This is a genomic window from Acidimicrobiia bacterium, from assembly GCA_041676705.1.
Lineage (GTDB): Bacteria > Actinomycetota > Acidimicrobiia > Acidimicrobiales > SKKL01 > Actinomarinicola.
Map to the genome: position 1 here is coordinate 1 of JBAYRL010000016.1, position 26268 is coordinate 26268.

Consider the following 26268-nt stretch of genomic DNA (forward strand, 5'->3'; position numbering starts at 1 on the left):
AACGGGAACACCACCAATCAGTACACACCTGTGAAAGTGTCTGGTGGTCACAGTTTTGTGTCTATCGCTGCTGGCAACCACACTTGCGGAGTGACCACAGGGGGCGACGCATACTGCTGGGGCTACGATGCGTTTGGTGGGTTAGGGAATGGGAGCGGCGGTCACCAAAACACGCCTGTGAAAGTTTCTGGTAATCATAGTTTTGTGTCTGTCACTGCTGGCAACTACCACTCATGTGCAGTGGGCGCAGACGGTGACTCATATTGCTGGGGTTGGAACGCTCAAGGTCAGCTAGGGATCGGGAACACCGCCCAACAGATGACAACACCGGTCAAAATATTAGGTGAACACAGTTTCGTGTCTGTCACCGCAGGCACTACCCACACTTGTGGAGTGACCGCAGCTGGTGACGCCTACTGCTGGGGCTCGGGTGCTAATGGCCGGTTAGGAACTGGGAACCTCACTGACCAGACCACACCGGTGTTAGTTGTGGAACCCTAACGAACCGTACCGTCACAAGTGGGGTGTGTTTGGTATATAGCGGTACGACTATTGTTAATAGATAGCTTTCGTGGCGGCAGGCTAGGTTTCGCCGCCTCTAAAGCGTGTTTTGGTGTGTTACACCGCGGTTTCGTTGTTGGAAAGCCAATCAAGAGCGGTGTTTATATATCGGTTTGGTTTATTAGCCCGCCCTGTAAGATTTGCACGCCCAGTAGTCTCACCAAACAAAGCATCAGCTAAATCAGCTTTGTTTTCTATCATCTGCAAAAAACCTTGTTCGATAGTACCTAAAACGACAAGGTTAATAACCTGGAAACCTTTAGATTCTGAATCGACCCGGCGAACACGGGCGTTTCGTTGCGCTAAACGTCCAGGAGTCCAAGGAATATCCAAGTTGATAACTGTTGAACACATCCGACCCAAATTTAGGCCTTCAGCACCAGCATCAGTAGCGATAAACACAGTCGGCCCAGGGTCTGTGTCGGTACCGGGGCTGGTGAACCGTTCTACCGCCAAATCCCGTTCTTTTTGTGGGGTGTCACCCGTGTACAACACATACGAAATACCGTCCTCTTCTAGACGTTTAGCGACCAGATTAGCCATCCGTTTTAGAGAACTAAACACAACAACACGTTCATTAACGTCCGCTACTTGACGTACCATTGAACGCAGTTCTTCTATTTTTGGGCCATCCACATCAGGAACGATCCCTGCCTCAACCAAAGCTTTAGCTGACGGGGCGTCGGACTCTAAAAGAAGCCGGGGCGAACAACAAAGCAGTTTCAACATACCCACAGCAGTCATGTCAACACCACTCTCAACATCAACCTGGTTTTCACCGTTTAAAAGAAGCTGTTGATCGTCAGTGAGAGTTTCGTAACGTTTAGCAGCCAGCTCTTTACGGGCTTCGCTATGAGCCCTCCTCAACACAGCAGCATATTCTTTAGTAGGGTCCAAATATTGTATTTCGATACGCATAGGTGGCAAATGTTCTGCCACATCTTCAAGACTTCGACGCACATAGTGAGGGAATGACCGGTCTCGTAACTCTTCTATACGTTGAGCACCATAAAACCCGCCGTACTCCCCAGGATACGAATAGCGAGACAAAAAATCGGTAGGAGACCCAAAAAGACCGGGGATAGCGAACACCGAAAAAATGTTGAACCACTCATTAGGAGTGTTCTCAGCTGGGGTACCAGAAAGTGCTAGCCGTCGAGAAGCACGCTGAGCAAAATCGGCCATCACCTTAGAACGCGCAGCGGTATGGGACTTTAACCGGTGCGCCTCATCCGCTATCAAATAAGAACCTTGCACTAACTTGCGTAACCGTTTTTTGTCGTCAGGGAGAATCGTCACATCATAAGAAGCCACAACCCAACGGGACTGCTCAGCTAGATCGTAGGTTTCTAAACGTTTCTTTTTCGTAGCACCTTCAATAACAACCACTTCTTTCGGGTCCATACCTGTAAAACGCAAAATTTCGTGTTTCCATTGGGACCGCAAATTTGAAGGGACAATAAACAACGCCCGTGACACATCACCACGGTTAACCATCACTTCTTGAGCGGCGGCTATACCTAACGCTGTGTTGTGACATACCACATTATTGGCTACGAAACTATGGTTTTGGTCGACTTCTAAGTCATACACAAAACCCTGGTACGGAACAAACACAACTTTAGTTACAGTGTCGAAGAACACTTGGGCGGTACTGTTAAACGGTTCACCGGACACAGTAGCGATCTTATCCCCAACACCAACTTGGGCAGTCCACCCACTATCACGGAGAAGTTTATGGCTAGTTGTGGTTTCGATCTGTTTACCGGATCGGGTGTGTATGACACGCAACACAGAATCAATAGGTTGTTTCCAGACACGCAGAACCTTTCGTGTGACAAGCCCCCCATTGTTGTCCCACGCTTTCACAAACACAGGTTGTTGTAGCAAACCCCACACCCCGTCAGGTTCCACCACTAAAGAACCAGGGTCAACCATTTCCCACAACGAAGCTATAGGTACCGCACCGTTTCGGGTTGAAACCATAGTTTCAGGTGCGACACATTTCCCGACACCCATTTTGTGTAGCACCGAAAAACCGGTACGTTCCACAATAACCGCCAAATCTTTACGTTGATATTCATACAAAGGCATCACTAAACCAGCGGGTTGCAGTTCAACACCCCGGTGGCGTGCCAGCTCACCGTTGTAAACCTCGGCTGTGAAATCATCAACAAACCCAACATCTAAACCTTTTTGACGCCATTCACCCACCACGTCACGCAAAGGCCAATAATGGTCCCAAGCTTGTTGCGCCCGGCTGTCCCCACGAAGCTTAAACCGGCCCGTTTGAGCGTCAAACATCACGGTAACCTCGGCCGGGGTTAGTAACCGCTCCGGGTCAGAAACAACTTGTTTATCAACCAGTTCCGCTAAACCACTAGCAGCCGAAACAGGATAACTAAACCCGCCGGAACGGTTTTGCCACACCGCCCCAGGCACACTGTTGAGACGGTTAAATAGCTTGTCGTCCCGCACCCCTAAAAGCACTTTGAACGGGCGTTTATTGGTACCTGACTGTAAAACAGCCGCCGCTAAAACCGGTATCTGTTCATCAGCCAACACCAACGTGTCCGGTGAAACATCTAACAACCCGTCATAAAACCAGGCCCGCAGCTGTTCCACAGCATCGGTTGATACCCGCACCAACCACGACTTAGTTTTAGGTTCCCAAATAGAATAAGGCAACCGTTTCACACGGTCTACCAAAACAGGGTCATAGGAAAACACCAACCGAAAAAAATTGTGTTCTCTACTTAGCAGCACAGGCCGGCTAGCAACTACAACACTTGACACGACAAACAAAGTCTCCACTTAAAGGTCTTTACACCAGCTATAGTGTCATTTCCCCCTGAAACAACACAGACTTTCATTTACCGTAACACCCAAAAACATTCCGCCCTACACCAAGCAACAAATCACATCTCCACCAGATACCTCTCTGGGGACATGGTGGTGGCAGTGTCACAGATGTGTGACCACACCAAAAAAGCTGTGAGGTCAAAAAACCAAACATGGAACCGGACATCAAGCCCGAAACGGCCGCTACTTGGTGGAACCACCCAGACACAACCAAAACGGTGGTGTGGCGACACTAAAAACTGTGGACACTGACAGTATTTTAGGAACGGAAACCCTCTTTGGGGGGCTATGGTATCCCGCTGGGGCAGCCGCCTCGGTGTTAAGGGCCCGTGCTAGCCGTTTCGGTGCCCAACTCAGCCCCACAGCGTTACCACACCAAGTAGCGGCAGTGATCGGAGCTGACCTGTGGCTGTTCGCGTTCAACACCCCCAGTTTTGACCAACCTCAACGCTACGGACACGCCGGGGTAGCAGCGCTTTCAGCGGTACTGTCACGAGCTGCGGGTTATGTGTCACCCATCACCTACCACATTTCCCAAGAAAAGTCGGAAACGACAACCAACTTGTTAAACCGTTGCAGCGCCTACCTTCAGTACCTCGAAAATCTTGAACTACCCCCAAAAGTGTTATTATGGGCCGCTTCCGATCTGGCTGCTGGCGCGTTACACCCACAACTAGCCCGTGCCATCACCGCCGCGCAGCTCACAGTAACCGACCCGCTAGGCGAAAACGTGCCCGCCTCCGTGTAACAACCCCCCTAAAAAACACCAGACTACCTGTGGGATAGTTGATTGTTTATGTTGTTAAAGTTTGCACAATCCTACGCAACACACTTTCAAAACCGTAGGGCAACACAATGAAAAACGACACTATAAAACTTTTACGACAAACGCGACGTGCCCAGGCGATCGCTGCTGGTGAATATCATCAGTACCGGCGACCAACACAAAAGTTCCTGGACCGAAAAAAACAGGCATCAAAGCTGGCGTGCCGACAAACAATAACAGATCTCACCTAACACCAGCTAAAAACTATTCAGCAACAAACCGCTCCTAGCGCTAAACAAAACGGGTGTACCTAAAGAAAACCTACCGGACACCAACCGGTAGGTTTCTTTTTGGTTTGGATGCGATGCAACCAGGAATGTTTAGCCGGTACCTACGCTGATAGCGTCCCGGACTTTGTCGAGAAGATCAGTGATAGCCCCATCAAGGACCGTGTTTAGCAGCAGCATCAACCCAACTGCCATAGCGATAAGCAACACATATTCAATGAGAGTAGCGCCACGCTTAGGTAAGCTGAGCATACGGCTATAAACCGTGGCATATCTGGAAGGTAAGCGACGCATGAAAGTTAGCTCCTTGTTGAGACTGGTCGATTTGTAGTGTCGGCACATACCACGTTCAACGCTTCAACCAGAAAGCAACACTAAACACACAAAACGCTTTGCTACCGGTTTGTTTAGACCACCAAAAAACTTAAACCAGCCCGCCTATAAGGACAGTTCATGTCAACAAAAAACCGTGTGTTGGGTTGAGAAGTTACGCTGCGTGGGGTTGTTGATGGTTAGCTACAAGCTCGGCAAGTTCGGCACGTTGCGGGACATGTAACGGTAGTTGACGTGCCCCAAAAACTAGTTGTGTTGGTTCTAGCAACCCAACCAACCCTTCGTCGAAACATTCTAGGGACCGCTGATCGCTAAAAACGGTTTGGTTTTCACCGATTTTTCCGGTTACCACCTGATAGGTGTACGGGTTATACCAACCAATTTTAGCAGAAATGTGGGACCCGTCGAGACCTTGACGGGTAACGAACCCGTTACCAGCCAAAAAATCAGCGGCTTGTAAACCCCACTCGGAAGGTCGCCCACCTACTTTAGAGCTTTGCCCTAAAAGCTCACCGGCACCGCTATAGACCACAATATGGTCATCTAGAACCACAAACCGTGACGAGAGAAGATTAAACACACAAACATAAGACATGCTTTTAGGGTGCTTTAAAAACTTTGTGCTCCACACCCAAACTTTGTGTCCTACAACTTCTCGCAACTTGTTGTCATTGCCAGGGTTGCTGGGCTCTCCGAAAGGCTAGTTTAGTTGGGGCACAAAAACCTGGTTGGTGGTGGCGTTGTTAGCGCCAACAAAACGGTTTGTGGGCATTTCACGATAAATCGAAGGTGTGGGTTGGTTGGGTAGAATAGTAGGGACCAGTTCGCCGCTGTGACGCACCACCGGAGCTTCGCTACCTGTTCTCGCACCAACCGCTATATGTCGGATTTGTTGTTGTGGGACGGTCCCAACCGGGAGAAACACTGTAGATACCACATCGCGTGTTAAACACATCGCAAGTGTCGGAGAGCTATCTAAACGTTGCAACGACCAGCGAAGCTCACCCATAGCACCACTCACCCCAGGTAGATGGGACGGCCAGTAGCGTGCCACCCCAGATTTTAGCGATCTGGGCGTCCCCAACAACGAAAGGTCTTGTTGAACGGGGACAAACACTTCACAAACGTGACCTGAATGTGGGACAGTAACTACCAGGCTGGTGTCCCCTAAAACTATAAACCCTGCAACATCCACATATTTGTCGTCAAAAGTGATGACAGAACGTACTGTAGCGACGTAACCGTTAGGAAACGACAAGATATCACCTAGATAAACCCCAAAAGGTTGGGTTGAAGATACAGGGCAGCCCATACCAGGCACAATCAACGCTAAAACCCTAAAAGCTACCGGTGTCTAGACAGACCACTCAAAACAATATTTAAACACCAACAGTGACTGTTACTGGTCAGCTGGGTATCAAAGTCACCCGCAACACAAATTGTGGAAACCCTATAGTTGTTAGAGGTGCAACCATGTAGGGGAGTGAGGCGACACTTACCTGTATGGCAGTACCTTCCTACATACCGGACCCCTCAATGGTTGATGTGCCTTTAGCGGCCGCTGAACTTGAAGAAATGGTGAAGGTAAACGGGCGCCCACTTCTGAAAGACGAAACAAAACTTTCACACTTTTTACGGCGAGTGACAGCAACTTCGGAATCGTTACGCCGCCAAATAAGATCGTTACAAAAAGAACTTCAAGATACCAGCCAACAAAACATGCGGGCCGGGACACCAACTACGCTGATGCCAACCGACGCTTTTAGGTATCTTTCAGATGAACAAAAAGAAGCGGTGCTTGGGGTGTTAGCCCGAGAAAAACTAGCGGCACTAGAACAACAACGATCCCAAACCGCTCAAACAGAACGGGTTTTAAGAGCGGCACATCAACACCTCAAATATGCTGTCACCCAGCTTTTTACAGACCCTGATATCGATGAGTTAACAAAAGCCAAACTGAAACAGCTCCTAGCAGCACCACCACCAGCAACCTCGGATATCAAAACCGTTTCCTAAGAAAGAAAACCACGGGTGACGCTCTACACCTATGACCCCACCAAACCTGTTTTTAATGTGGCGGACTCTAAACTCAACCGCTGTTTCGTGAGGGACGCCTACCAGTATGCGTCCCTCAACGAATATGTGCAGGCCTGCGGGTTACCTCTAAACAAAGTGTTGGCGTTGATCGGGCCTTATTTAGATAACGGGGTGTTAGCGTTAGAAGAAGCCCGTAACGAACTGTTCATCTATACAGCCCCTGCTGGTCGCCCTATCCCTGATGAGTTAGGAGACGTGGCACCAAACCTGTGGGAAACGTTTCGGTCCCAAGTTGATATACAAACAGCGCACACGTTTTGGCAAACCACCCGTTCTCTTGAACGTGCCGGCTGGAAAATAGAAGCTAACCCTGCCCTAGTGATGCAAGGTATTAACCATTTACGCCAACTCCCACTAATTGGTTTTCATACCACGGACACAACCATCCCCATCTTGGCGTTCCCCAACCCGAAAGACCTTGGCGCTTCAGATGGGCTCCTCTCAGAATATGTGCGAGCCGGTGCTGCTGCGGTAGCGGTACTTGTCCCCCCAAACCAGCTCGAAGAGATGGTTACTTTTACACGTAAATGGTTCGCTACCCACACAGCGAGCCAACCTAGGTTACAAGTAGTTCTTTGTGAAGCGCCCCGGTATGCGCCCTTGTTGCTACAAGCTTCCGATTTAGCAGTAGCTCCTCTAACAGTTACGGACACCCAAAACAACCCCTCATCAAAACGAACGTTGTTCAAACCAGGTGCCCTACGGAAACGGGACATGTTAAACAGCTAAACAACCAGGTATCAAAAACAAACCAAACATTTAACACACTGTGAGGTTACCTACATAAACATGATGGGTTGTTAAAATTAAACAAAACGTTCCCTACAGCACAGATAGCTTGTAGGGAACGTTTTAAAGTTTGTAATGTTAACTTGGTGGTGGTGTTATGCGGCCACTAGTTGGCGTTTTCCTAACGTCGTATACAAAGGTTCTTGATTTTCGTCAAGTGTGTATAACACGTCGTTGTTGTCGAGACTAGTACGTACATCAACATCAGCTTTTGGCGATACTGACGGCAAATAGTGACGTTCAGCTTTTTCCAGTTCAGCTTTCACCATCCTAGCCACTTCCAAAGCTTTATCGACAGGTGCGATAAGTGTTACCGAGTCATGGACTGTCATCACAGGGTTACACCCTGGCGGTAACTGACGATAAATCTCGGCGAAAGCTTTCGACATGATATCAGCTACCACACCTTGGATAGGTTGGTTACGGAACGCGTTTGTTAACGCACGGATCTGATCCGCTAACGCTTTATCTAGGTTACGACCCATAAAAACAGGTCCGAAGGTGTCAAACCCTTCTTGAACTAAACCCAGTTTGTGGCGAGCGTTCTTATTTTCGAACGCTTTCACAGCGTTTTGCCGTAACCGGTTCCGGTCAGGTTTTTTACCACTTTCTACTAAACCTGGCACAACAATGTGGTGTTTAGCGAGATACTGGTCACGGAAATCGATCCCTACCTGGTTTTTGGTGGTGAAAAGGTTCAAAATAAAAGATGTGATAACACCCGAAAATTTTGAACCGTTCATCGGTACCTGAAACAAACGGCGCCGCCCAGAAGGCGAACGTGACTCAAACGAAAAAGGTGTTCCGTCGTCGCACAACACAACCGCACCGTCATAGGACCACGCCCAATCAAGCGACGCGGCTAACTCCAGATAACGTTTCTCTACCAGGTGTTGTTCCGCTTCGGTGATAGCTTGATCAGAAACTGTAGCAGCCTGGGGGTCTAACCCTTGTTGTGTTGCGACAGTTTCAACCAAATACTTTTTGAACGTTTGCGGACTGCGACCGTTTTGTACTTGGTTCAAAACCATATAATAGGGGTACAAAGCGTAAGCTAACGTTAACCCGTCAGGTACCGCACCAGTTGTGTTTCGGATTTGGGACCTTGTCGCGCCGCTCTCAGTTCGTAAAAGCAGTAGCGACATTGACATAGCCCAATCTATACGGCCCTTAGCCGGGTTGTTAGCTATCTCAGCTACAAACGTGTCACGCCCACGAAGATAAGATTCTATCTTCGGGTTCGCTTCATAATAGTTTTGCAACCATTCAGTAGCTTCTTTGTCGCTAACCTCAACACCTTTGTTCCTTAAATCCTGGGCCATAGCCGGACCAGAGATACCATATGGGATACCAAAAGTAACCCCTTTAGCACCGGAACGTTTACGGTCGGCTTCTTGAGGGTTGTTAGCTCGCAGCTCTTCCATGACTTCTAACCCGAACATACGGTTCGCTGTGGAATCATGAAAATCTTCACCAGAATCGAACCTGGCAGCCATGTCAGTATCACCCGCAATATGAGCAATCCCACGAACCTCTGCTTGGGACAAGTCGGCATAAACAAACACCAACTCGGGGTTTGGGCACCGCAAATGTTTTTTCATAGCGGGATCTAAGTTTTGCATATTGAACTCGTCGCTAGAAAAACGCCCGGTGGTTACAATAGCTTGGTTATATCGCCCATACAGACGTGGCAACCTGGATGTTTGTTGATATGTGACACTGTTTCGTAGTTCTGCCAAGGTGGCAGGTACTGGCGAACCGTCTGCCCAACGCACATAGGGGGCCATGTTTTCCCCGTAGGTAGCGACACGTTTATGTGAAGTACGAAAAGCCAAAATTGTTTCAGCTAACGTACCACCAATTTCTGTTAAAGCTGTACGCCCAATCGTGTCGGAAGCGCTTAGGTTCCGCCCACCGGTGTATCGTGCAACAGCGTCGGGGTCCCAACGGTTTAACGCTTCTTTAACTTGTTCTGCTGAGGTGACCTGCCAACCTGGCATAAGGTTCTCGTCAGGGAACAGCGACGTTTGTTGCGGACCACCGTCAGTTAGTTCAGCTAGTTTAGCGTACAACCGGGTAATGTTTTGGTAGTCAGGTTCTAACGTCTCAAGGTAACCTTCCCAATCGAAAGGCACCCCGTGTGTCATCATAGCGTTCAACATTGGGCGGGCGCCTTGTTCTAACGCCACAGCTTCGCTAAGACCTTCATTTTCTACCCGCTGTTTCAAAACGTCACAAACCCGTAAAGTGATAAGTGAGTCTTCCGCAGCGTAACGAACCTGTTCAAAAGACAGATCGTCGTCCAAGTTGTATGACAGCTGGGTAGTGCCTTTACCACCAAGAGTTATACCAAACTCCCGGTGCGCAACAGTTGCTAAACCACGGTGAAACCGGTGGCCTACAGCACCCAAAGCTAAAAGGGAATCGGCTAGCATCCCGTCATACCAAACAAGATCGCCGATACCGATACCAGCTAGGGCCCGTTCATCAAAGTTAGCGTTCCAAGCATCAACCGCTAAGCCCGCTAGCAAAGGTTTCAAAATCGCAGGATCGATGTCCCGCATATCAAAAACCCAGCCAACCTCACTACCGTCACGTTGACGGACACCTAATGAAATAACCCGTACTTTACCTGGGATACCGTCTAGTTCGAGCTCTGGACGGTAACAAGTTTCAGTGTCTAACGCTACTGCTTCCGCCCCGGCCAAAGATTCAACAAAACCTTCAACACTTCCCAACAAAACATTATCAGGACAACTGTTCCCAACAAAAAACACAGGAACAGCGCTAAGGTCTGTCTCGCCTAGTTTTCCCATACATAAAACTCCTTGTTTGTTTTCTAGTTTCTAAACCCACGATTAACGCTGGGAACAGGGAACCAAACAACAACCGTGCTCCAAGGAGCTAGACACGCAAACACCACCCCACCAGAACCAACCAGACCGAAACCAACCTACAGGTAACAAACACCACAATCGTGTGTTAGCTCACCGAATGATGACACGGTAACAACATGGATGTTAACTTGCCTGATAAAACTGTTATCCCTGTTTCAGGTGTGTCGTTCAAACAGCACGAATTACGCCTCATAGTAGAAGGTGAGCAAGTCACATTAGAAAGAGACCCAAAAAACCCTTACGACACTAACGCAATAAAAGTGTTAGCCCACAACAACACCCACATAGGTTGGATACCTAAAAACCTAAACACACGTTTTCATGGTGAAGGTCCTTGGCATGCCACCGTAGTGGAGGTGTTACGTGGCCAAACATGGGGGTTACGTCTCCAACTACAACTACAAAACCAACACATCCTAACCAAACGTGTTCAACAAACACCAACACCACCAAAAACACAACTCATCGCGTTGGCCCCATCAGGACGTCACCTAGGTACCGTGTTAAAACAAAAACCCGACACTGTTACCATCATCACACCACAAGGCGCTTCGATGATCTACCCCACAAAAAGAGTGACCCTAAAACAGGTTAAAACCGAATGAGTGTGTACCTACTGGTCGGTGGTGACTACAACGGCATCACCGAACGAACCGAACAACTCTTCGAAGAACAGTCACCCCACCGGTTCGACCTTCACGACCCAGGGTTTGAAACCAACCAACTTCTCGACGTTTTAACAACCCGTCCCCTTTTTGGGCAAACTCCTCCGGTTCTGATCCGAAACGCTGAAACACTCCCTAAAGAAGTGTTACACGCCTTAAACCAAGTTCCAAACACCGCCGTTGTTGTTATGGTCGCCAGCAGAAAACCTGCGGGCATACCAAAAAACAACGATTTTGTGGTTGAAACCTACCCGAAACTTAAAGGACGTGACCTACCGCAACGGGTAACTCAAATAGCCGGCACCTACGGTGTGACCTTAACAGCACAAACCCGGAACGTTTTTGTTAACCGGTCGGGACATAACCTGGACCGGATCAGATCGGTATGTCACCAGTTACAACTAGCAAACATCACCAAACCTACCGCCCCCCAAATAAACATCCTGTTAGGAACCACCTACCCAGAAGGTGTGCCCTGGGAAATAACAGACCATGTTTTAGGCAGCAACCTCAAAAAAGCGGTCGAAGCAGCCACAAACCAAAACCCGTTTGCGGTATGTGGCTACCTGCATTCCTGGTACAAAACAGCGTTGATCGTTCAAGAAAACCCGGACACCACCGACCTGGCACCCTTTGTTAAACAACGTTCAAGAAACGTTTCAAAAAAATATGCCACACCACAAATCTACCGTTGTTTGCAACAAGTTGTTGACACGGAACTCCAGCTGCGCCAACATCCACAAAACGACCATCCCCATCTAATAACACAACTTTTAGCCAACCTGATCTTGATCCAACACAACTAACCCAAACAATCCCCACACCACACAAAACACCACACAACAGCTCTAGCGGGGAACCAACAACAAAAAGGAAAGATCATGCTGGGTGAGGGAATCTAACAAAAATGTGGCTTCTAAACCCTATAAGGCAACACTAGTAGTATCAGCACCCAAAAAACCCTAAAAGGTGTCCCACACAACGCCAAGAGTAGTGGCCTAGAAAACCGGGTTGGTGGTTTAGTAAAACCCTAGGGTCAGCTTAAACGGAACGTTCGGTAGGGTTGAGCTAGGGCAGGCAACCCCGAGCATAAAAGGTGCCTATCGGAACCGGCTAGCTGGCGTGGACAGAAAACGCCGTAACTGTCGACCCACATGAGTTTACCGATTGGGCTGACCCGCCAAAACGACCCTACCTTCCCAAACGTGGCCTGGGATTTAGCTTCGGTTCTAGCGATCGTAAAAAAAGCTGAAACGCTAACAGCGCTCACCCATCAAATATCACCCCAGTTGGCTATCACAGAACTGTGTGAAGTTTTAACACGGAAAACAACAGGTTATAAACCACCAGAGGTCCCTTTAGGGACCTTGATGGTAACCACCTTAGCTAAACACACACAAAACTGGTTAACAACCCAAGCGGAACTCCACAACACCCCAACATCCCAACAACACAACGAAACCATTGTTCGTCTCCTAGCACAAGAATGGGATGAAACACCTAAAGAAACTTCCCTACCAAAAGTAGTAGAAGAAGCCACAAAAATAGGGTTAGACGCCGAAAAGTTAGCGTGGTGTATTATTGGGTATGAAGCACAGCACCATATCAAACTGATCTGGCATGAAATCCACAAGCTTCTGCGACGCTACTCGGAACGCTCCGCTGAAGACATGTTTGGTTACGGTTGGGTAGGGTTACGTGCTGCTTACCGGTTGTATGAACCAGCCCGAGGCTACAAGTTTTCGACGTACGCCTGCCAAAAAATTTCGGGTGCTATACGAGATGGGGTACGTGCCGAAGGTCCAATCCCGAAACGTTTAACAACATTTGTACGCAAAGCAGCAAAAGTTGAAGAAGATTTAGCGGCCGAGCTGTCACGCACACCAACCCTGTCAGAACTTGCCCAACAACTTCCTGAACATGTCGAACAGCTAAAACTGTTGCCCCGTTTAGCACCAGCGGCGTCTATCGACGAAATGTTAGCGGACTGCTACGACCAAGGTGGCGACCTTCCTTTTTTAACGTCTCACGAAGACCCCGCTATTGATGCTATCAAAATTTTGAGAGACGAGTCTGTACATGCTGCTTTAGCTAACCTCGCTCCCGATGAGGCAATAGCTGCCCGGATGCTTCTCCTAGAAGGACGAACCTTGACCGAAGCTAGGACAGCTATTGGGGTGTCTAACCAACGGTTACATGAACTTAGAGACTCAGCAACAGCACAACTCCGAGAAGCGTTATCTGGCTGGTCCCAGCTAACAACAGCCTAAACTAGCGCTCCGTACCAACTCATCTAACCAGTGGTTCTACGGGTAGCTATTCACCGGTTAAAACAACCTGCACAGAACCCAAACCCTCAGATACCACAGTCAAGGTTGTTTCTTTAGATAACGATGTCGGAGCATACAAATATAGGGTAGCGAAACCGTCCCGGTTGGTTGTCATTAATGGTGACACTTTGATGTTAGGATCCCCAGAAGCAATATAGGCTGTCACAGAAACCCCACCAACACCTTCACCCACAATGTTGAGGTCTAGATTCTCTGGGGAAACAACCTGAAGTGGTATAGCGTTAAGGACCATTGGTTGCATAGTTTTTTCAGCCACCGCAACAATACGGTCAGCTACTAGTTCCACATCTATGTGTAGCCACGTATCAGGTTCAGAATGTGTGGGATTCGAACCGCAAGTTTCGCTAGAAACATCCACCCCGAAAAATATGGGGATCGCATGAGACCCGCCTACACTATAGCGATCTGCGACCACATCTAAAACCAGGACACCATCACCGTCAGAAACTGGGGTTTGGGTCGAAAATGACAGACCTCCAGTTGGGATACACAAATAAATAGGGCTATTAGCAACCGGACTGTCAGAACCGTCAAACACAACCATCTTCACTTCTACGCTGCTGTTTTGTGGTACTGCTACCTGGTTGCCATGAACTTGTTGTGCTGCTCCGATAACCTCTAGCGATTCACGGTGGTGTTCGGCCCCTGACACAAAAACCATTTCGTAGAAACCTGGCGCAGTGTTGGGGCCGACCTGCAACTCAAAGGTACAGGTATCATCCAAACTGGTTACCTCAATAACACAACCCCCGCCAACGGCTTGGAAACCTCCGACAGGGTTACCAGCCATATCAAAAAACTGGGGAGCAAACGACCGGCTAACAACAACCGGGGGTGACGGCTCAGCTTCTGGTTCTGGTTCGTGGTCCGGGGCGGGTTGTTCAGGTTCTAACCAGTGAGGCAGCGGCGCTGAAACGGTAACGTCGGCGGTGGAACTTTGGAGAAGTACCTCTTTGGAAACGTCGATATCGAAACCGGATGTTTCCCCCAAGAACTCTCCGATAGGTTCTAGTTGTATCTCAATGTTGGCAACCCTGTCCGCTACCATAGTCACACTTAAGAGCTCTGTAGTGTAACCCTCACTAAAAGCCCAGGTGTTGTTCGGGTTTCCGATAGCGCCAGGGGCTAATGTGACACCACAAGACATCAACATTTGGCAGGAACCCTCTGGAGCGTACAACACCACCCGCCCAGAGTTCGGATCAACCACACCCATATCTACTATCGGGTCCGGGTTGTTAGCATCAACCAACAAAACAGGGGTATCAAACCCGGCAGGGTTACCAGCTACTGTTACCACCAGTGGGACATGACCCGGTTTCCAAAACGGTGAAGGCGCGTTAACAACCCGTTCTCGGGTGAAAGGTTTGCCGTTAGATAACACTCCTGAAACCGAAACGTTAACCAAATCGGACACTGCTACACGGTTCCAGCCAGAGACCCCTCCGACAGTGGCAGGGGTGATATCCCAAACACCCACAACAGAAATGTTGTCACGTTCAACACAACTATGGGGCCTGTTGTTATCTAGCACAAAAGTTTCACAAGGTTGGGGCCCCACAAAATCGGGTGAAACAAGCTCGCTATAAGACTGGTGTTCAACGTCATCTAACCAGGATTCAAAAACCTGGTTGTAAGTCGCCCATTCAGAAAGCGTCACACGGTCACGCACAGTTTGTAACACTACCGTGGTTGTAGCAGCGGCACCTAAGAGCAACAAAGCTGTAGCTGCTACCACACCTATCAAACCCATCCCTCGGGACCGTCTATAAAGCTGTTGCGTGCCGCCCCAAACCTTAAAGTAACGATTGAAAGTGTGAGACATTACAAGAAACCGATCTGGGGTAAACAAAAGCATTATCGAGGTGTAGCGCTACTACTTACTGTGTTAGCGCTGGTTGCTGCAGCCAGTATCGTAACCGCTGTCGCATACAACTTGAGTTTGAAAACAGTAACAGTAGGTCACAAAACCGCTTTGACTGCTGCCACAGACCAAACACAACAGCTGCTAAACACCACCACCAGAATGTTACAAACAGATTTGTTGTTAGCAACCCAAACAGTGTTGCCAACAGAAGCACCCAGGCTATGTGACACCGACCCGCCAACAGAAATCACACCAGGAGAACCGTGGGATGTTGATAGTTGCGGGATGCACTGGACCTACAACCCAAACAACACCCCAGAAACTCCCTATACCCATATAACATACCCAACCCCCAACCAACCCTACTTACACCTTGTGGCGTTCCACCCCGGTTTTCCAGAGTTAGCAACCCAAGAAAAGTTTCTAAGCCTACAAACCGCTTTACCGTGGATATACACCACAACGGGACCGTTCAGTTTCGAAACTGACACCAAAGCGGTACAAACACAACTAGACGGCAATATTTATGCTGGCGGACCCATAACTTGGGTTGAACCATCAAGTATCACTCATCTTGGGGGGATGCTCGCCTCTGAAACAGTCATAGGCGGGAACCCGCCACAAATCCCCGGTTACCGCTACGCCACCCCGGAAACACAAAACAACCCGGACACATTAAAGCTACGTAACTATCAACAAAACCCGATCACACTCGCCACCATGGCAAAAAATGTTACACAAACCAAAACTGTGGCCTGTAGCGGCCCTGAAATCCCCAAAAATGTGGTCGATGAACACAACCCGGCTTTTAATACAACCACCAAAGTTTGTTTAACAGACGGCGAAACATTAACAACAATTGATAACACCCAAATAGTTTTACCGTCATCACAAACAGCCCCTGTGTTCATGATCCAACCCGAGGGTCAAAACAACCTGGAACTGTTCATCCCTACCGCACCCTATGACTGGGACCCAACCCAAACCTGTGACGACCCGTGTGACGAACCAACCCGCATAGCGAACCTTGACTACGGAACACACCCAACCCACACCGACTTTTGGTTATCGGTAGGGGTTTTTAACCTCCCCTCCACCGGAACCGTGTTTTCTGACAGAACCCTGCTAATAGCGCCCTGTCTCACAAACAACGACCCCCAAAACAACCCTGCATGCACAAACCCACCAGAACCAGAAGTTACCAACCCAACATTTACAGGCTCGCTAACATTCCTTGCGGGAACTCCAACACAACCTGCCAACATTTGGATAGGCGGCCCGATTGTCACTGGGCCTGAAAACCAGTTGGGTATCGTCGCTACCGACACCGTTGTTATACCAACCTGGGCAGCCCAAAACACCGATCTAGAAATAATGGCACACCTAAGCGGACTAGCGCTCAGCGAAACCCCACCGTTTATGGTCACCCCACAAAATCTAGGTGACCCTGACAACAACCCTAACTGGATACAACACCTTCAAATCACAGGTTCGTTGAATGGGCACAACCTAACGCTCGCCGCAACCGAAATCCAAAACGTTGCAATCGTCCCATATCCACAAACCAACAAAGCGACAACACCGTTTTTTGGTCTAGGTGACACCCTATGGCAACCCGCCCACCTGTAACAAAACACCGGTGATGTCAAAGTACCGACTCTGACAGAACAAACAAACACAGAAAGATCTGCACAAATGTCAAACATGTTTTTTGATTTGGGTTTACTTTCCCAAACCGAAACGTTCATCCCCCAAATAGTAACAGTCAAACTAGAAACTGTAACCCCAGATGTGGCGTTAGGTAAAACACTACCGATTGATGGGTCTGACCCACAACAAGTACTTCTCCCGGTAACAGAATTTCCCGCTAACCAACAATGGGTCCCAAACCAACAGTTCCAAGCGTTACAGTTAGGACCCTCACCCAGGGCTGTAGTTAGTGTTGTACGCCCAGATTTTGTTGCAGCAGTGTTTGAATCTATAAGCCCAGAAGTACGAAACGGTACCGTCCGTATCATGGGAATCTCCAGAGCAGCCGGTCTTAGAACAAAAGTTGCGGTTGCATCCACAGAACCAGGACTAGACGCAATAGCGGCCTGTATAGGCAGACGTGCTTCCCGTGTCCGTTACGCCGCTAGCATTCTAGACCCATCTGGCAAAGAAAAAGTAGATATTGTTGCATGGCATCCCGACCCTGACACCTACCTAGCGAACGCTTTCGCCCCAGCAACGGTCACAAAAGCACATCTTGATGAAGAAACCCAAACAGCAACTGTTTATGTCCCAGCCCACCAAATGCCAGCAGCGATCGGCGGCCATGGACTAAACACACAACTAGCAGGCCAACTCGTAGGTATGGCGGTCACCGTTGAACCTGAAACCTAAGTTCGGAAGCTAGTAGCGTACCTTCTTCGTCGGGTCACAGTTAATTTGATGGTTTATCGTCGGGGAACGTTTATTTTTGAGGTCGCTGTGGCGCTGTTCATCGCTGGGATCTCAATGACCTTAGTTGTAGCCCACACCAACAACTCACCCTCCCGTGCCTATAAACATATAGCCCAATCACAAATAGATGCTGTTTTGGACTCTGCTTTGATGATTGTAGAAAACACCAACAACCCGATGGTAACGCTCGAACAGCTTACCCCATACATTAAAGACATAGAACTTGTTGAGCCGGACACAACCCCCAGCTCCGGGCAGGTTTCTGTAGCAACCCACAACTGGGGAATAGTTGCTGCTGCTATGACACCCGAGGGTGTATGTGTAGCTACAAAACAGCAATATGTTAGCCAACCAGACAACAACCCGGAAACGGTGGGGAACCTGTTTGTAAACATAACCGCACCTAATGCTACCGACTGTGCTGCTACCACCATAGAAAAACTCAGCCCACCAGTCCCGCTACAATCACCGCTTGGTGAAAGCTGGCAAACACCTTGGGTTTTTAAAAGCTGTGCCGATGCTGGCGGTAACCCACCCACCCAAAATGTTTGTGTCTAGCACCTTTAGAGGTTTGCACAGTGTCAGTAGAAGTTGAAAGAGCGGTAGCTACCTTAACGTTAGACTACAACCTGTTAACACCTGAAAAAGCGGTCAGGTTAATAGCTGAAGCCAGAAAATCTAGCCGGTCTCTAGTAAGTTTTGTGTTAGCTGAAGTGGCCGAAGCAGACATCCTGAAAACGATCGCTAAAGAGTTCGGTTGGGAATATATAGACCTCCACGGCCCAACACAACAAGTTCGTTTCGATGAGGGGCTTTTACAAAACCTTGACGTCGCAACGCTAACAAAACTAGCTGCCCTACCGTTACGGGCCAGCAACGGCAACATTGTTGTGGCGATGGCTAACCCTACAGATATGAACGCCCAATCATATCTAGATTCCTATTTTCCACAGGGATACACCCCTGCGCTAGCCGCTAAAGCCCAAGTCCAGTCCCGCCTACTGTATGTTTCCAACGATTTTGAAACAGACCCTAGCGCTGACAACGCTGTACCAGCTTGGATAGATTACCTGTTACAACGAGCTGTAGCAGACCGTGCAAGTGACATACTTTTCGGGTTTCTACACGACGGTAGTTTGCTAGTCCGGTTCAACATTGACGGGACGTTACATCAACTACCAGTCCCTTTACCTGAAAACAAAAGAAACGAAGTTATACCAGCGCTTCTAGCGCGTTGTTCGTCCATGGACCAAACCAACGTTTTAGAACCCCAAGACGGTACTTTTAGTTACACTGTAGCAGGACGTCAAATAGATGCGCGGGTAGGGCTCATTCCACAAATGAACGGTCCCGGTGTGGCAGTACGAATCCTGGACTCAGCAACTCTACGAACCCGTCCAGAAGACATGGGCTTTTCACCGCAACATCTAGAAATAATGCGGAAAAGTGTGCAAGAACCACAAGGTTGTGTAGTTGTAGTCGGGCCGACCGGTTCAGGAAAAACAACCACGCTATACACACTGCTACGAGAAGTAGATGCTTTAGCACGCAACGTGTTAACTGTTGAAGACCCTGTTGAATACCGACTTCCTTATGTTGGTCAAACCCAAATCCGAACCGATATCGGTGACCGTTCCTTAACATGGCCACGTGCGTTGCGAGCCCTACTAAGACAAGCCCCGAACGTGATTTTAGTGGGTGAGATTCGCGACGCTGAAACCGCACAAATAGCAATGGAAGCCTCAATCACAGGACACCTAGTGCTCACAACACTCCACGCACGTTCAGCACCTGGAGCTTATCTGAGGCTAAGCGAAATGGGTGTCCAACCCTATATGACTTCTGAAGCTATAACCCTGCTAATCAACCAGCGGCTAGTCGGCAAAGTCCATGATTGTGCGACGTCTAGACCACCAACAATAGAAGAAAAACACGCTTTAGAAACAATGGGGCTGCCCATATATCCCGAAGTGGCTCAACCTAACGGGTGCCCTGGGTGCAACGGCCGGGGCTATCTTGGGCGTTTAGCAGTATCAGAACTTTTAGTTCCCGACGACGCTGTACGCACCGCGGTAAACACACGCGCAGAGCGACGCGAACTCCACCAAGCAGCCTACAACGCAGGCTGGCGTCCCATTGTTTCTGACGCTGGGCGTCTAATCGAAGAAAAACGTACAACTGTGTCCCAAGTAGCTGCCATAATCCTCTCCGAGTTTGGGGACCTCTCCTTTGAAACTACAGAACTATGAGCAACACGTCCCTAGAATACTCGTATCGTGGAATCACCAACGAAGGTAAAGAAAAAAAAGGTGTTGTTAGAGCAGCTAACAAATCTTTAGCTATTACAACGCTTTCCGCTGAAGGTGTCTTCGTTTTAGATTTAACAGAAAACAAAAACACGTTACTCTCTAGAGACCTGTCAACCATCTTTGAACGGCCTCTCAAAGTAAAACCCGAAGTATTAGTCGCTTTTACACGACAACTGTCCCTCATGTTAAAAGCCGGTGTCGCAGTGTCAGACGCTGTACGCGCTTTAGGTGACAACTCGGACGACCCTCGTGTAAAACACATGTGTAACGACTTGGCGGACAAAGTAACCGCAGGTGTCCCGCTATATAAAGCAATGGAAGAATACCCTGGTGTGTTCGACCCTGTTTTTCGGGCGTATCTAGAAGCCGGTGACGCTATGGGAGACCAAGCCGCGACCACCGCAAAATTAGCTCGCACCCTAGGCAAACAACACCAAATGCGGCTAAAAGTACGGTCCGTTACCGCCTACCCAAAAATTTTGGCGGTAATCACTATAGGTCTAGTAGGTGCCATCTTAACCCTGATTGTGCCCCGGTTTGCTGAACTTTATGAAGGGTTAGGGCAACCACTCCCAGGACCCACACGAATCTTAACAACAATCTCATCTTACCTGCTACCAATCCGGCTCAAATTCCAGTTTGCGTTCCCAATGATCTGGAAACGATCTGGGGACCCGCTGTGGCTTTCCCCATTAAATATCATGTCACCATTTTTTTGGGGGTTAGGGTTCTGGGCGGCTTACAAAACCTGGCGTCAAAAACGGATAGACGATGTAGATTTGGGTGCCAAACTTGAAAGCTACCGTTTCAGAATGCCGCTGCTAGGAAAAATGTGGCGTTACAACACGTTATACAGATGGTCAGCAACGGTAGCAGGAGCGTTAGAAGCCGGTTTGAACATTCATGTGGCGCTAGCGTTAGGGGACCGCACAGCAGGGTCTTGGACTATCACAAAAGCGACAAGAGAAATGATCGCAGCGTTACAATCAGGCCGGGTAGTGTCCTCAGTGCTTGCGGACTACGACCATCTAATAGAACCACAGTTTAGAGCGATGCTCACAGCTGGTGACGAGGTAGGCGAATCTTCAGTTATGTACAACTTTGTTGCCTCGTCTTTAGAAGAAGAAATCGACGCTTTGGTAGCAGGACTGGGAGCTAAACTAGAAGTAGCGTTAATGCTTCTAATGGGAATCGTGATCGGCGCTATCGTGATCGTGTTGTACCTACCAATCCTTAACTTGGCTACCGCGGCTGGAGAGTCATACGGGCTGTGACCAAACAACACCCCCCACCAACAGCGGTGGGGGCCAGTTGTCTTAGGAAACCCGCGGTTAAACACGCGGCCCAGCAACACTGCCGAAACGTTAAAAACTTTAGCTGTAACAAAACCGGTGTTGATCAGAGCGTTTCGGTATCCAAACCTGCGCTTGGGGGTAGAGCTGGTTGCTAGCATCACAGTTCCAGACACCGTAAAAACACATGGTTTTAAACCCTAGACCTTCGATCACCCCCCAAAGTTTGATAGCAGCGTTAATCAACCAAAACGTGCTATCTAGTGAAGATCTTATCTCCCTGCTTGGACCTGAACGACACGACCCGCCTATAGCGCTACTGGAACGTTCCATAGTAAAAAACGGGATTTTATCGGACCGCGAACTACTAGAGCTGAAAGGGCGATGCGCTCAACAACCCACAACAACACCCGAAACAGTTGGGATACCAGTACTACCCGCACCGCTAGCCAGACAGCTAGGTTCAGTTGCTGTAGCTGGCAGCGCTCCACGTGTTGCTATGATCGAAGACCTGCCTAACTATGTGGAACGCATACAAGCAGAACTAGGATCCGACACCGGTTTCGAAGTTGTTTTAACTACCGCGACCCAGTTTGTTACGCTACTTAACCAAGCCTACGGAGACGGCGCGAAAGAAGAACACCGCCCCGAAACCGGCAACATTTTAGAACTTTTAGACCAAGCTATAGGGCTCGAAGCGTCTGACATCCATCTCTCGGTTGGTTACCCACCGGTGCTACGCATCAACAGCGCCTTAACAGAACTACATTATCGACCTTTAACAAACAACTGGTTACGTCAAGAAATCGTAAGGCTCCTAGGAGAGGATGTCCTACCCCAAATTTTTGCGACCCATAACCTAGACGCTGCTTACTCGTACGGGCCGGTACGGTTCCGGATCAACATCGGTGGTGACAAAGCCGGTTTAACAATGGCGCTACGGCGACTCCCGTCCAGGCTCTTGTCATACGACGAGTTACGCCTACCACCATCAGCCCAAGCATTTGCTGAGCTGGAACGGGGACTTGTGTTAGTAACAGGTCCGACCGGTTCTGGTAAATCTACCACGCTAGCGTCAATGCTGGCCCACATCGCGGCTACACGTCCAGTACATATGATCACTTTGGAAGACCCTATCGAATATATCCTTCCAACCAAACGGGCAGTGATACATCAGCGAGAACTTGGGCAATCATTCACAGCGTTCGACCAAGGACTAGTCCAAGCATTACGACAAGACCCCGATGTTATCCTTGTTGGAGAAGCCCGTGACACAGCAACGATCCGAGCTGCGGTCACCGCAGCTGAAACCGGTGCTCTCGTATTTGCAACAGTACACACCTACGATGCTGTCTCCACTCTGGGACGGATCATTTCAACCTATCCCCAAGGAGAACAAGAACAGGCCCGTTCCCAACTTGCCTATATCCTCAAAGGGGTCATATCACAAACACTAGTCCCCGCAGTTACCGGCGGGCGGGTAGCAGCCTATGAGGTGCTAGTAGGCAACTCGGCTGTAGCTAACAACCTACGCCAACCAGACGGTCTTCTTTCATTACGCCAAGTTATTGACACCGCCCCCAAAGATGTGATGCAAACATTAGAACAAGACCTGGCTCGTTTAGTCCGTAACCGGACCGTAACCGAAGAAGAAGCCCGATTCCGGGCCCGCTATGTAGACGATTATGAACGGGCTTTACATTCCTTAGGTGGATAAAACCACAAGCGTGTATGTGCCGATACTACCAAACGTTACCTATCTGGCCAGACCTGGAGCTGTACGTGCCGCCCACACCACCTAACACCGAACAACCTGCACCTACCGCTAGTGAAGTGTTAGCACCGTTTCGGGCGATAAACGAAGCTGAACGTCGCAGAGTGTTCGGGGCGTTACTACGAGCTGTGGTAACCCCAGAAGGAAAACCTGATAAAAATGGCTAAATACACTATTGGGGTTGAGATCGGATCGACAGCGGTACGCGCCGCGAAAATATCAGGTTTAGATAAAGACACTTTCGCTATAATCGACCGGTTTTCAAATGTGGACCTGCCAGCAGGTGCAGTAACAGCGGGCGCTGTACGCCACCCTAAAGTGGTAGCAGTCGCCTTAAAAACGGCTTTAGCTGATGTTGGTACCCGAAACAGTAAAATAGTTTTAGGTATCACTCACCCCACTGCGGGACTTACCCGTGTCCCGATCCCAGCAGCTGTCAAAACCCCTGACCGGTTGAAAGCGCTAGCTACCCTAGGCACCCAAGTATCAGCATCTCTACCAATAAACACCACTGCTTTAGCGACCCAACAAATCACCAAAACCGAAAACGCTGAAGGAAACCCGGTTTCGCTTTTAGCAGTAGCAGGCATACGACAAGAAACTTTAGAACATACCCTAGGGATATGTTCAGCCGCTGATGTCAAACCAGTAGCGATAGACCTCTCCGCAGCGGGGCTGCTACGCAGCCTCGTACGAGACACCCCATCATCGTTAGCTACCACAGCCATAGTAGACATTGGCGCTACCCAAACCACGATCATCATACGACAAGGGTTACGTTTACGTTCTGTGAGAGGCCTCCAAGCCGGAGGGTTAAGCCTCACAGAAACGTTAGCAGCTGCTGCGAAACTATCGTTGGAAGAAGCTGAAACACGTAAAGAAGCGACCCAGCTAGTTTCACACACACAACCAGAAATGGTTTTAGGGCCCGATTATACAGGCACCGCGGATGAGGAAGCCTACGAACAGAAACTCAACCAAAAAACAGTTTCCGAACAAGCCCTAGCAGCAGCAGTAGATCATCTTGTAGACCAGATCGCTTTAGCGATCGAAACAGACGCCGAAGGAGAAGTGCGCCAAGTAGCTTTATGTGGCGGATCCTCGCTTTTGAGAGGTTTGAAAGAACGGTTACAACGCCGTCTAGGTGTCGAGGTACGTATCGGCAGACCCTGGGCACATTTAGCAAACAACAACTCCAACAAACCCCATATCCAAGACGGGATAGAAAACCCGAAAACCATGTTACTTCTAGCTACTGCCATCGGACTCGGACTGTGGGAACCACCAGAATGATCAAACCGTTAAAAACCGCCAAAACACGGGCTGCCCAAACAAACACGAACCCCCCAGAATCGTTAGCGATACCAGTAACAACATTCAATTTTATCGCTGATCGTGTAGCAAAACAAAAAGAAGCGAAACGCCAAACTGTTCTAGCGTCCCTAGTTGGGGTGGCAATAATTGTCGTGACTTTTGGTGCTAACATGCTGCTCGGCGGGCAAATTAATAACGTTAAGCAAAACACAACCCAGATCAAAGTATTAACAGAACGTGCTACGGTGGAAGCACAACAACGCTTCGGTGGGGCCCGGATCAATCTAAACACCCATCTTCCTGAACGGGTCGCAGAACTACGAGAAGCCGCCCAAGGAACTATAAAACCTGATGACCTGGTAGAACAAGTTTTTGTTGCGTTCCCAAACCAGGTAAAGGTCACAAAACTAACCGTTATGGTTGACCCAACAAATAGCGACAACTCAACATTACATTTAACAGCTGTAGCCCCCACACGACAAGATACAATCGCAGCGTTTGAAGCTATACAAGAAGCACACCTTTTTAAAGGTATCCCTCCTGTTGTGGAATACCATGGGAACCCACCTAATGTCGAAATCACTATCGAAGGTACTTTGGCCGCCGGTTTCACAGACATCTTAACAAAAGAGCTCGACAACGACTTCGGAGTTCTAGATGAATAAAACACGAAAATGGGACCGAAAAACCTGGTTAGTTATCGCTGTAACGGCAACCGCATTTATAGCGTTGATCGCAACCGTATTGTTACCCACAATAACCAAATACCAAACCGCTAAAAACGAACACAGTGACGCTGTTGCGGACAACGATGTAGCAATGCGAAACCTTGAAAACCTGGGGACAAACAGCGAAGAGTCCCCGTTGATGCAACAAGGCTTACTTGCTGATTCTAAAATCTGGTCCCCACAAACAGATCAAACCGATCAGGAAGCCGCAACACTATACAACCTTGATTTGATCAACATTATTGACACCGCAACACGAAACACAGGGCTGTCAGCTGATGATGTGCAGCTAGGCCGCCATGTACAAACCAGTATCGAAACCTTATGGGTGCGGTCGTTAACCCTTAACGCCGACGCTGGTGCTGATACAGCTACCCGGTTCATTGAACAGTTACAAAGCTTGGGACAGTTTGTGACAGTAACACAGTTCGAAATGTCATACAGCGACACACCGAAATTTACGTTAGTGGCACAACTTTGGTTCTCTACAAAACCAGGGATAAACCGCTCGGGTGACACCACAACTGGTGATGTTAGCGAACCGGAAAACAATAATTCCCAAATTATAGAGAACAGTGACCCTGAAAATGAACCGGTCGATGTGCTACCGAACGATGTGCCGATAGCCCCTGAGAACGTGTTACGACGTGGTACAGAAATGTTAGACAATCTTGACAATGGTGACAACCCTGAAAACCAGTTTTAGGTTACGTACCCAAAGTTTTAAACAGGGCTAGACCACCAAAAAACAACAACAGTGTCAAACTTTCACCAACCCAAAGACGGGCCGTAAAGTTTGACACTGTTTGTTTTAATAGCGCACTAGATGTGCTTTAGTACGAGTTGGGCGGATAGGTAAAATAGGGTCACCGGAACCCAACCAAACCCGCTGGTCGTACTCTATTTTAGAGTTAGGTTGCATAATTGCACG

The 26268-nt window shown here is 48.8% G+C and carries 22 protein-coding genes; 16 read left to right on the forward strand and 6 right to left on the reverse strand.

Going from position 1 to position 26268, the window contains the following annotated elements; genetic code table 11:
• Positions 1 to 501: RCC1 repeat-containing protein (locus WC184_12675; protein ID MFA7478720.1), on the forward strand; the 501-nt coding region annotated here is incomplete at its 5' end.
• 117 nt (positions 502 to 618) lie between these two features.
• Here the strand turns inward: WC184_12675 and WC184_12680 are convergent.
• The gene (locus WC184_12680; protein MFA7478721.1) at positions 619 to 3258 is read right to left on the reverse strand and encodes an SNF2-related protein; all 2640 of its coding nucleotides are present in this window, start codon (positions 3256 to 3258) and stop codon (positions 619 to 621) included.
• A gap of 406 nt (positions 3259 to 3664) precedes the next feature.
• Here WC184_12680 and WC184_12685 point away from each other — a divergent pair, with 406 nt between their 5' ends.
• Positions 3665 to 4171 carry a hypothetical protein gene (locus tag WC184_12685; protein ID MFA7478722.1) on the forward strand — a complete coding sequence of 169 codons (507 nt, stop codon included), beginning with the start codon at positions 3665 to 3667 and terminating at the stop codon, positions 4169 to 4171.
• A 398-nt stretch (positions 4172 to 4569) separates the two neighbouring features.
• Here WC184_12685 and WC184_12690 read toward each other — a convergent pair whose 3' ends face one another.
• From WC184_12690 to WC184_12700, 3 genes are all read right to left on the reverse strand, one after another.
• Positions 4570 to 4770, reverse strand: a complete 201-nt coding sequence (locus tag WC184_12690; protein MFA7478723.1) for a hypothetical protein — start codon at positions 4768 to 4770, stop codon at positions 4570 to 4572.
• 193 nt (positions 4771 to 4963) lie between these two features.
• Positions 4964 to 5404: a hypothetical protein gene (locus WC184_12695; GenBank protein ID MFA7478724.1), complete on the reverse strand. Its 441-nt coding sequence runs from the start codon at positions 5402 to 5404 to the stop codon at positions 4964 to 4966.
• Positions 5405 to 5509: 105 nt separating this feature from the next.
• Positions 5510 to 6067: a hypothetical protein gene (locus tag WC184_12700; protein MFA7478725.1), complete on the reverse strand. Its 558-nt coding sequence runs from the start codon at positions 6065 to 6067 to the stop codon at positions 5510 to 5512.
• 245 nt (positions 6068 to 6312) lie between these two features.
• Between WC184_12700 and WC184_12705 the strand changes: the two genes are divergently transcribed.
• Both WC184_12705 and WC184_12710 read left to right on the forward strand, forming a co-directional pair.
• Positions 6313 to 6825, forward strand: coding sequence for a hypothetical protein (locus WC184_12705; protein ID MFA7478726.1), 513 nt, complete (start codon positions 6313 to 6315; stop codon positions 6823 to 6825).
• A gap of 87 nt (positions 6826 to 6912) precedes the next feature.
• A complete protein-coding gene (locus tag WC184_12710; GenBank protein MFA7478727.1) occupies positions 6913 to 7635 on the forward strand; it encodes a hypothetical protein in 723 nt (240 codons plus the stop codon).
• A 155-nt stretch (positions 7636 to 7790) separates the two neighbouring features.
• On the opposite strand, the gene WC184_12715 is transcribed toward WC184_12710, so the two are convergent.
• The gene (locus WC184_12715; GenBank protein MFA7478728.1) at positions 7791 to 10511 is read right to left on the reverse strand and encodes a DNA polymerase; all 2721 of its coding nucleotides are present in this window, start codon (positions 10509 to 10511) and stop codon (positions 7791 to 7793) included.
• A 197-nt stretch (positions 10512 to 10708) separates the two neighbouring features.
• On the opposite strand from WC184_12715, the gene WC184_12720 reads away from it, so the two are divergent.
• The 3 genes from WC184_12720 (at position 10709) to WC184_12730 (ending at position 13527) form a co-directional block, all read left to right on the forward strand.
• Positions 10709 to 11197, forward strand: coding sequence for an HIRAN domain-containing protein (locus WC184_12720; GenBank protein MFA7478729.1), 489 nt, complete (start codon positions 10709 to 10711; stop codon positions 11195 to 11197).
• Complete coding sequence (locus tag WC184_12725) at positions 11194 to 12063, forward strand: hypothetical protein (protein ID MFA7478730.1); 870 nt, start codon at positions 11194 to 11196, stop codon at positions 12061 to 12063. Before WC184_12720 ends, WC184_12725 begins: the two co-directional genes overlap by 4 nt.
• Positions 12064 to 12411: 348 nt before the next feature.
• A complete protein-coding gene (locus tag WC184_12730) occupies positions 12412 to 13527 on the forward strand; it encodes a sigma-70 family RNA polymerase sigma factor (protein ID MFA7478731.1) in 1116 nt (371 codons plus the stop codon).
• A gap of 46 nt (positions 13528 to 13573) precedes the next feature.
• On the opposite strand, the gene WC184_12735 is transcribed toward WC184_12730, so the two are convergent.
• Positions 13574 to 15361 (reverse strand): hypothetical protein, encoded by a 1788-nt coding sequence (locus WC184_12735; GenBank protein ID MFA7478732.1) that lies wholly within the window; start codon positions 15359 to 15361, stop codon positions 13574 to 13576.
• 222 nt (positions 15362 to 15583) lie between these two features.
• Between WC184_12735 and WC184_12740 the strand changes: the two genes are divergently transcribed.
• From WC184_12740 to WC184_12780, 9 genes are all read left to right on the forward strand, one after another.
• Complete coding sequence (locus WC184_12740) at positions 15584 to 17104, forward strand: hypothetical protein (GenBank protein MFA7478733.1); 1521 nt, start codon at positions 15584 to 15586, stop codon at positions 17102 to 17104.
• A 66-nt stretch (positions 17105 to 17170) separates the two neighbouring features.
• Positions 17171 to 17860: a hypothetical protein gene (locus tag WC184_12745; protein MFA7478734.1), complete on the forward strand. Its 690-nt coding sequence runs from the start codon at positions 17171 to 17173 to the stop codon at positions 17858 to 17860.
• A gap of 48 nt (positions 17861 to 17908) precedes the next feature.
• Positions 17909 to 18478 (forward strand): hypothetical protein, encoded by a 570-nt coding sequence (locus WC184_12750; protein MFA7478735.1) that lies wholly within the window; start codon positions 17909 to 17911, stop codon positions 18476 to 18478.
• 20 nt (positions 18479 to 18498) lie between these two features.
• Positions 18499 to 20169: a type II/IV secretion system protein gene (locus tag WC184_12755; GenBank protein ID MFA7478736.1), complete on the forward strand. Its 1671-nt coding sequence runs from the start codon at positions 18499 to 18501 to the stop codon at positions 20167 to 20169.
• On the forward strand, positions 20166 to 21503 hold the full coding sequence (locus WC184_12760) for a type II secretion system F family protein (protein ID MFA7478737.1): 1338 nt from the start codon (positions 20166 to 20168) through the stop codon (positions 21501 to 21503). The genes WC184_12755 and WC184_12760 overlap by 4 nt, the downstream gene beginning before the upstream one ends.
• A 205-nt stretch (positions 21504 to 21708) precedes the next feature.
• Positions 21709 to 23238, forward strand: coding sequence for a PilT/PilU family type 4a pilus ATPase (locus WC184_12765; GenBank protein MFA7478738.1), 1530 nt, complete (start codon positions 21709 to 21711; stop codon positions 23236 to 23238).
• Between the two features lie 216 nt (positions 23239 to 23454).
• Entirely contained in the window at positions 23455 to 24588 is a 1134-nt protein-coding gene (gene pilM / locus WC184_12770) for a pilus assembly protein PilM (protein MFA7478739.1), read from the forward strand.
• Positions 24585 to 25274, forward strand: coding sequence for a hypothetical protein (locus WC184_12775; GenBank protein MFA7478740.1), 690 nt, complete (start codon positions 24585 to 24587; stop codon positions 25272 to 25274). Before pilM ends, WC184_12775 begins: the two co-directional genes overlap by 4 nt.
• On the forward strand, positions 25267 to 26043 hold the full coding sequence (locus WC184_12780) for a hypothetical protein (protein ID MFA7478741.1): 777 nt from the start codon (positions 25267 to 25269) through the stop codon (positions 26041 to 26043). Before WC184_12775 ends, WC184_12780 begins: the two co-directional genes overlap by 8 nt.
• The last annotated feature ends 225 nt before the right edge of the window (positions 26044 to 26268 follow it).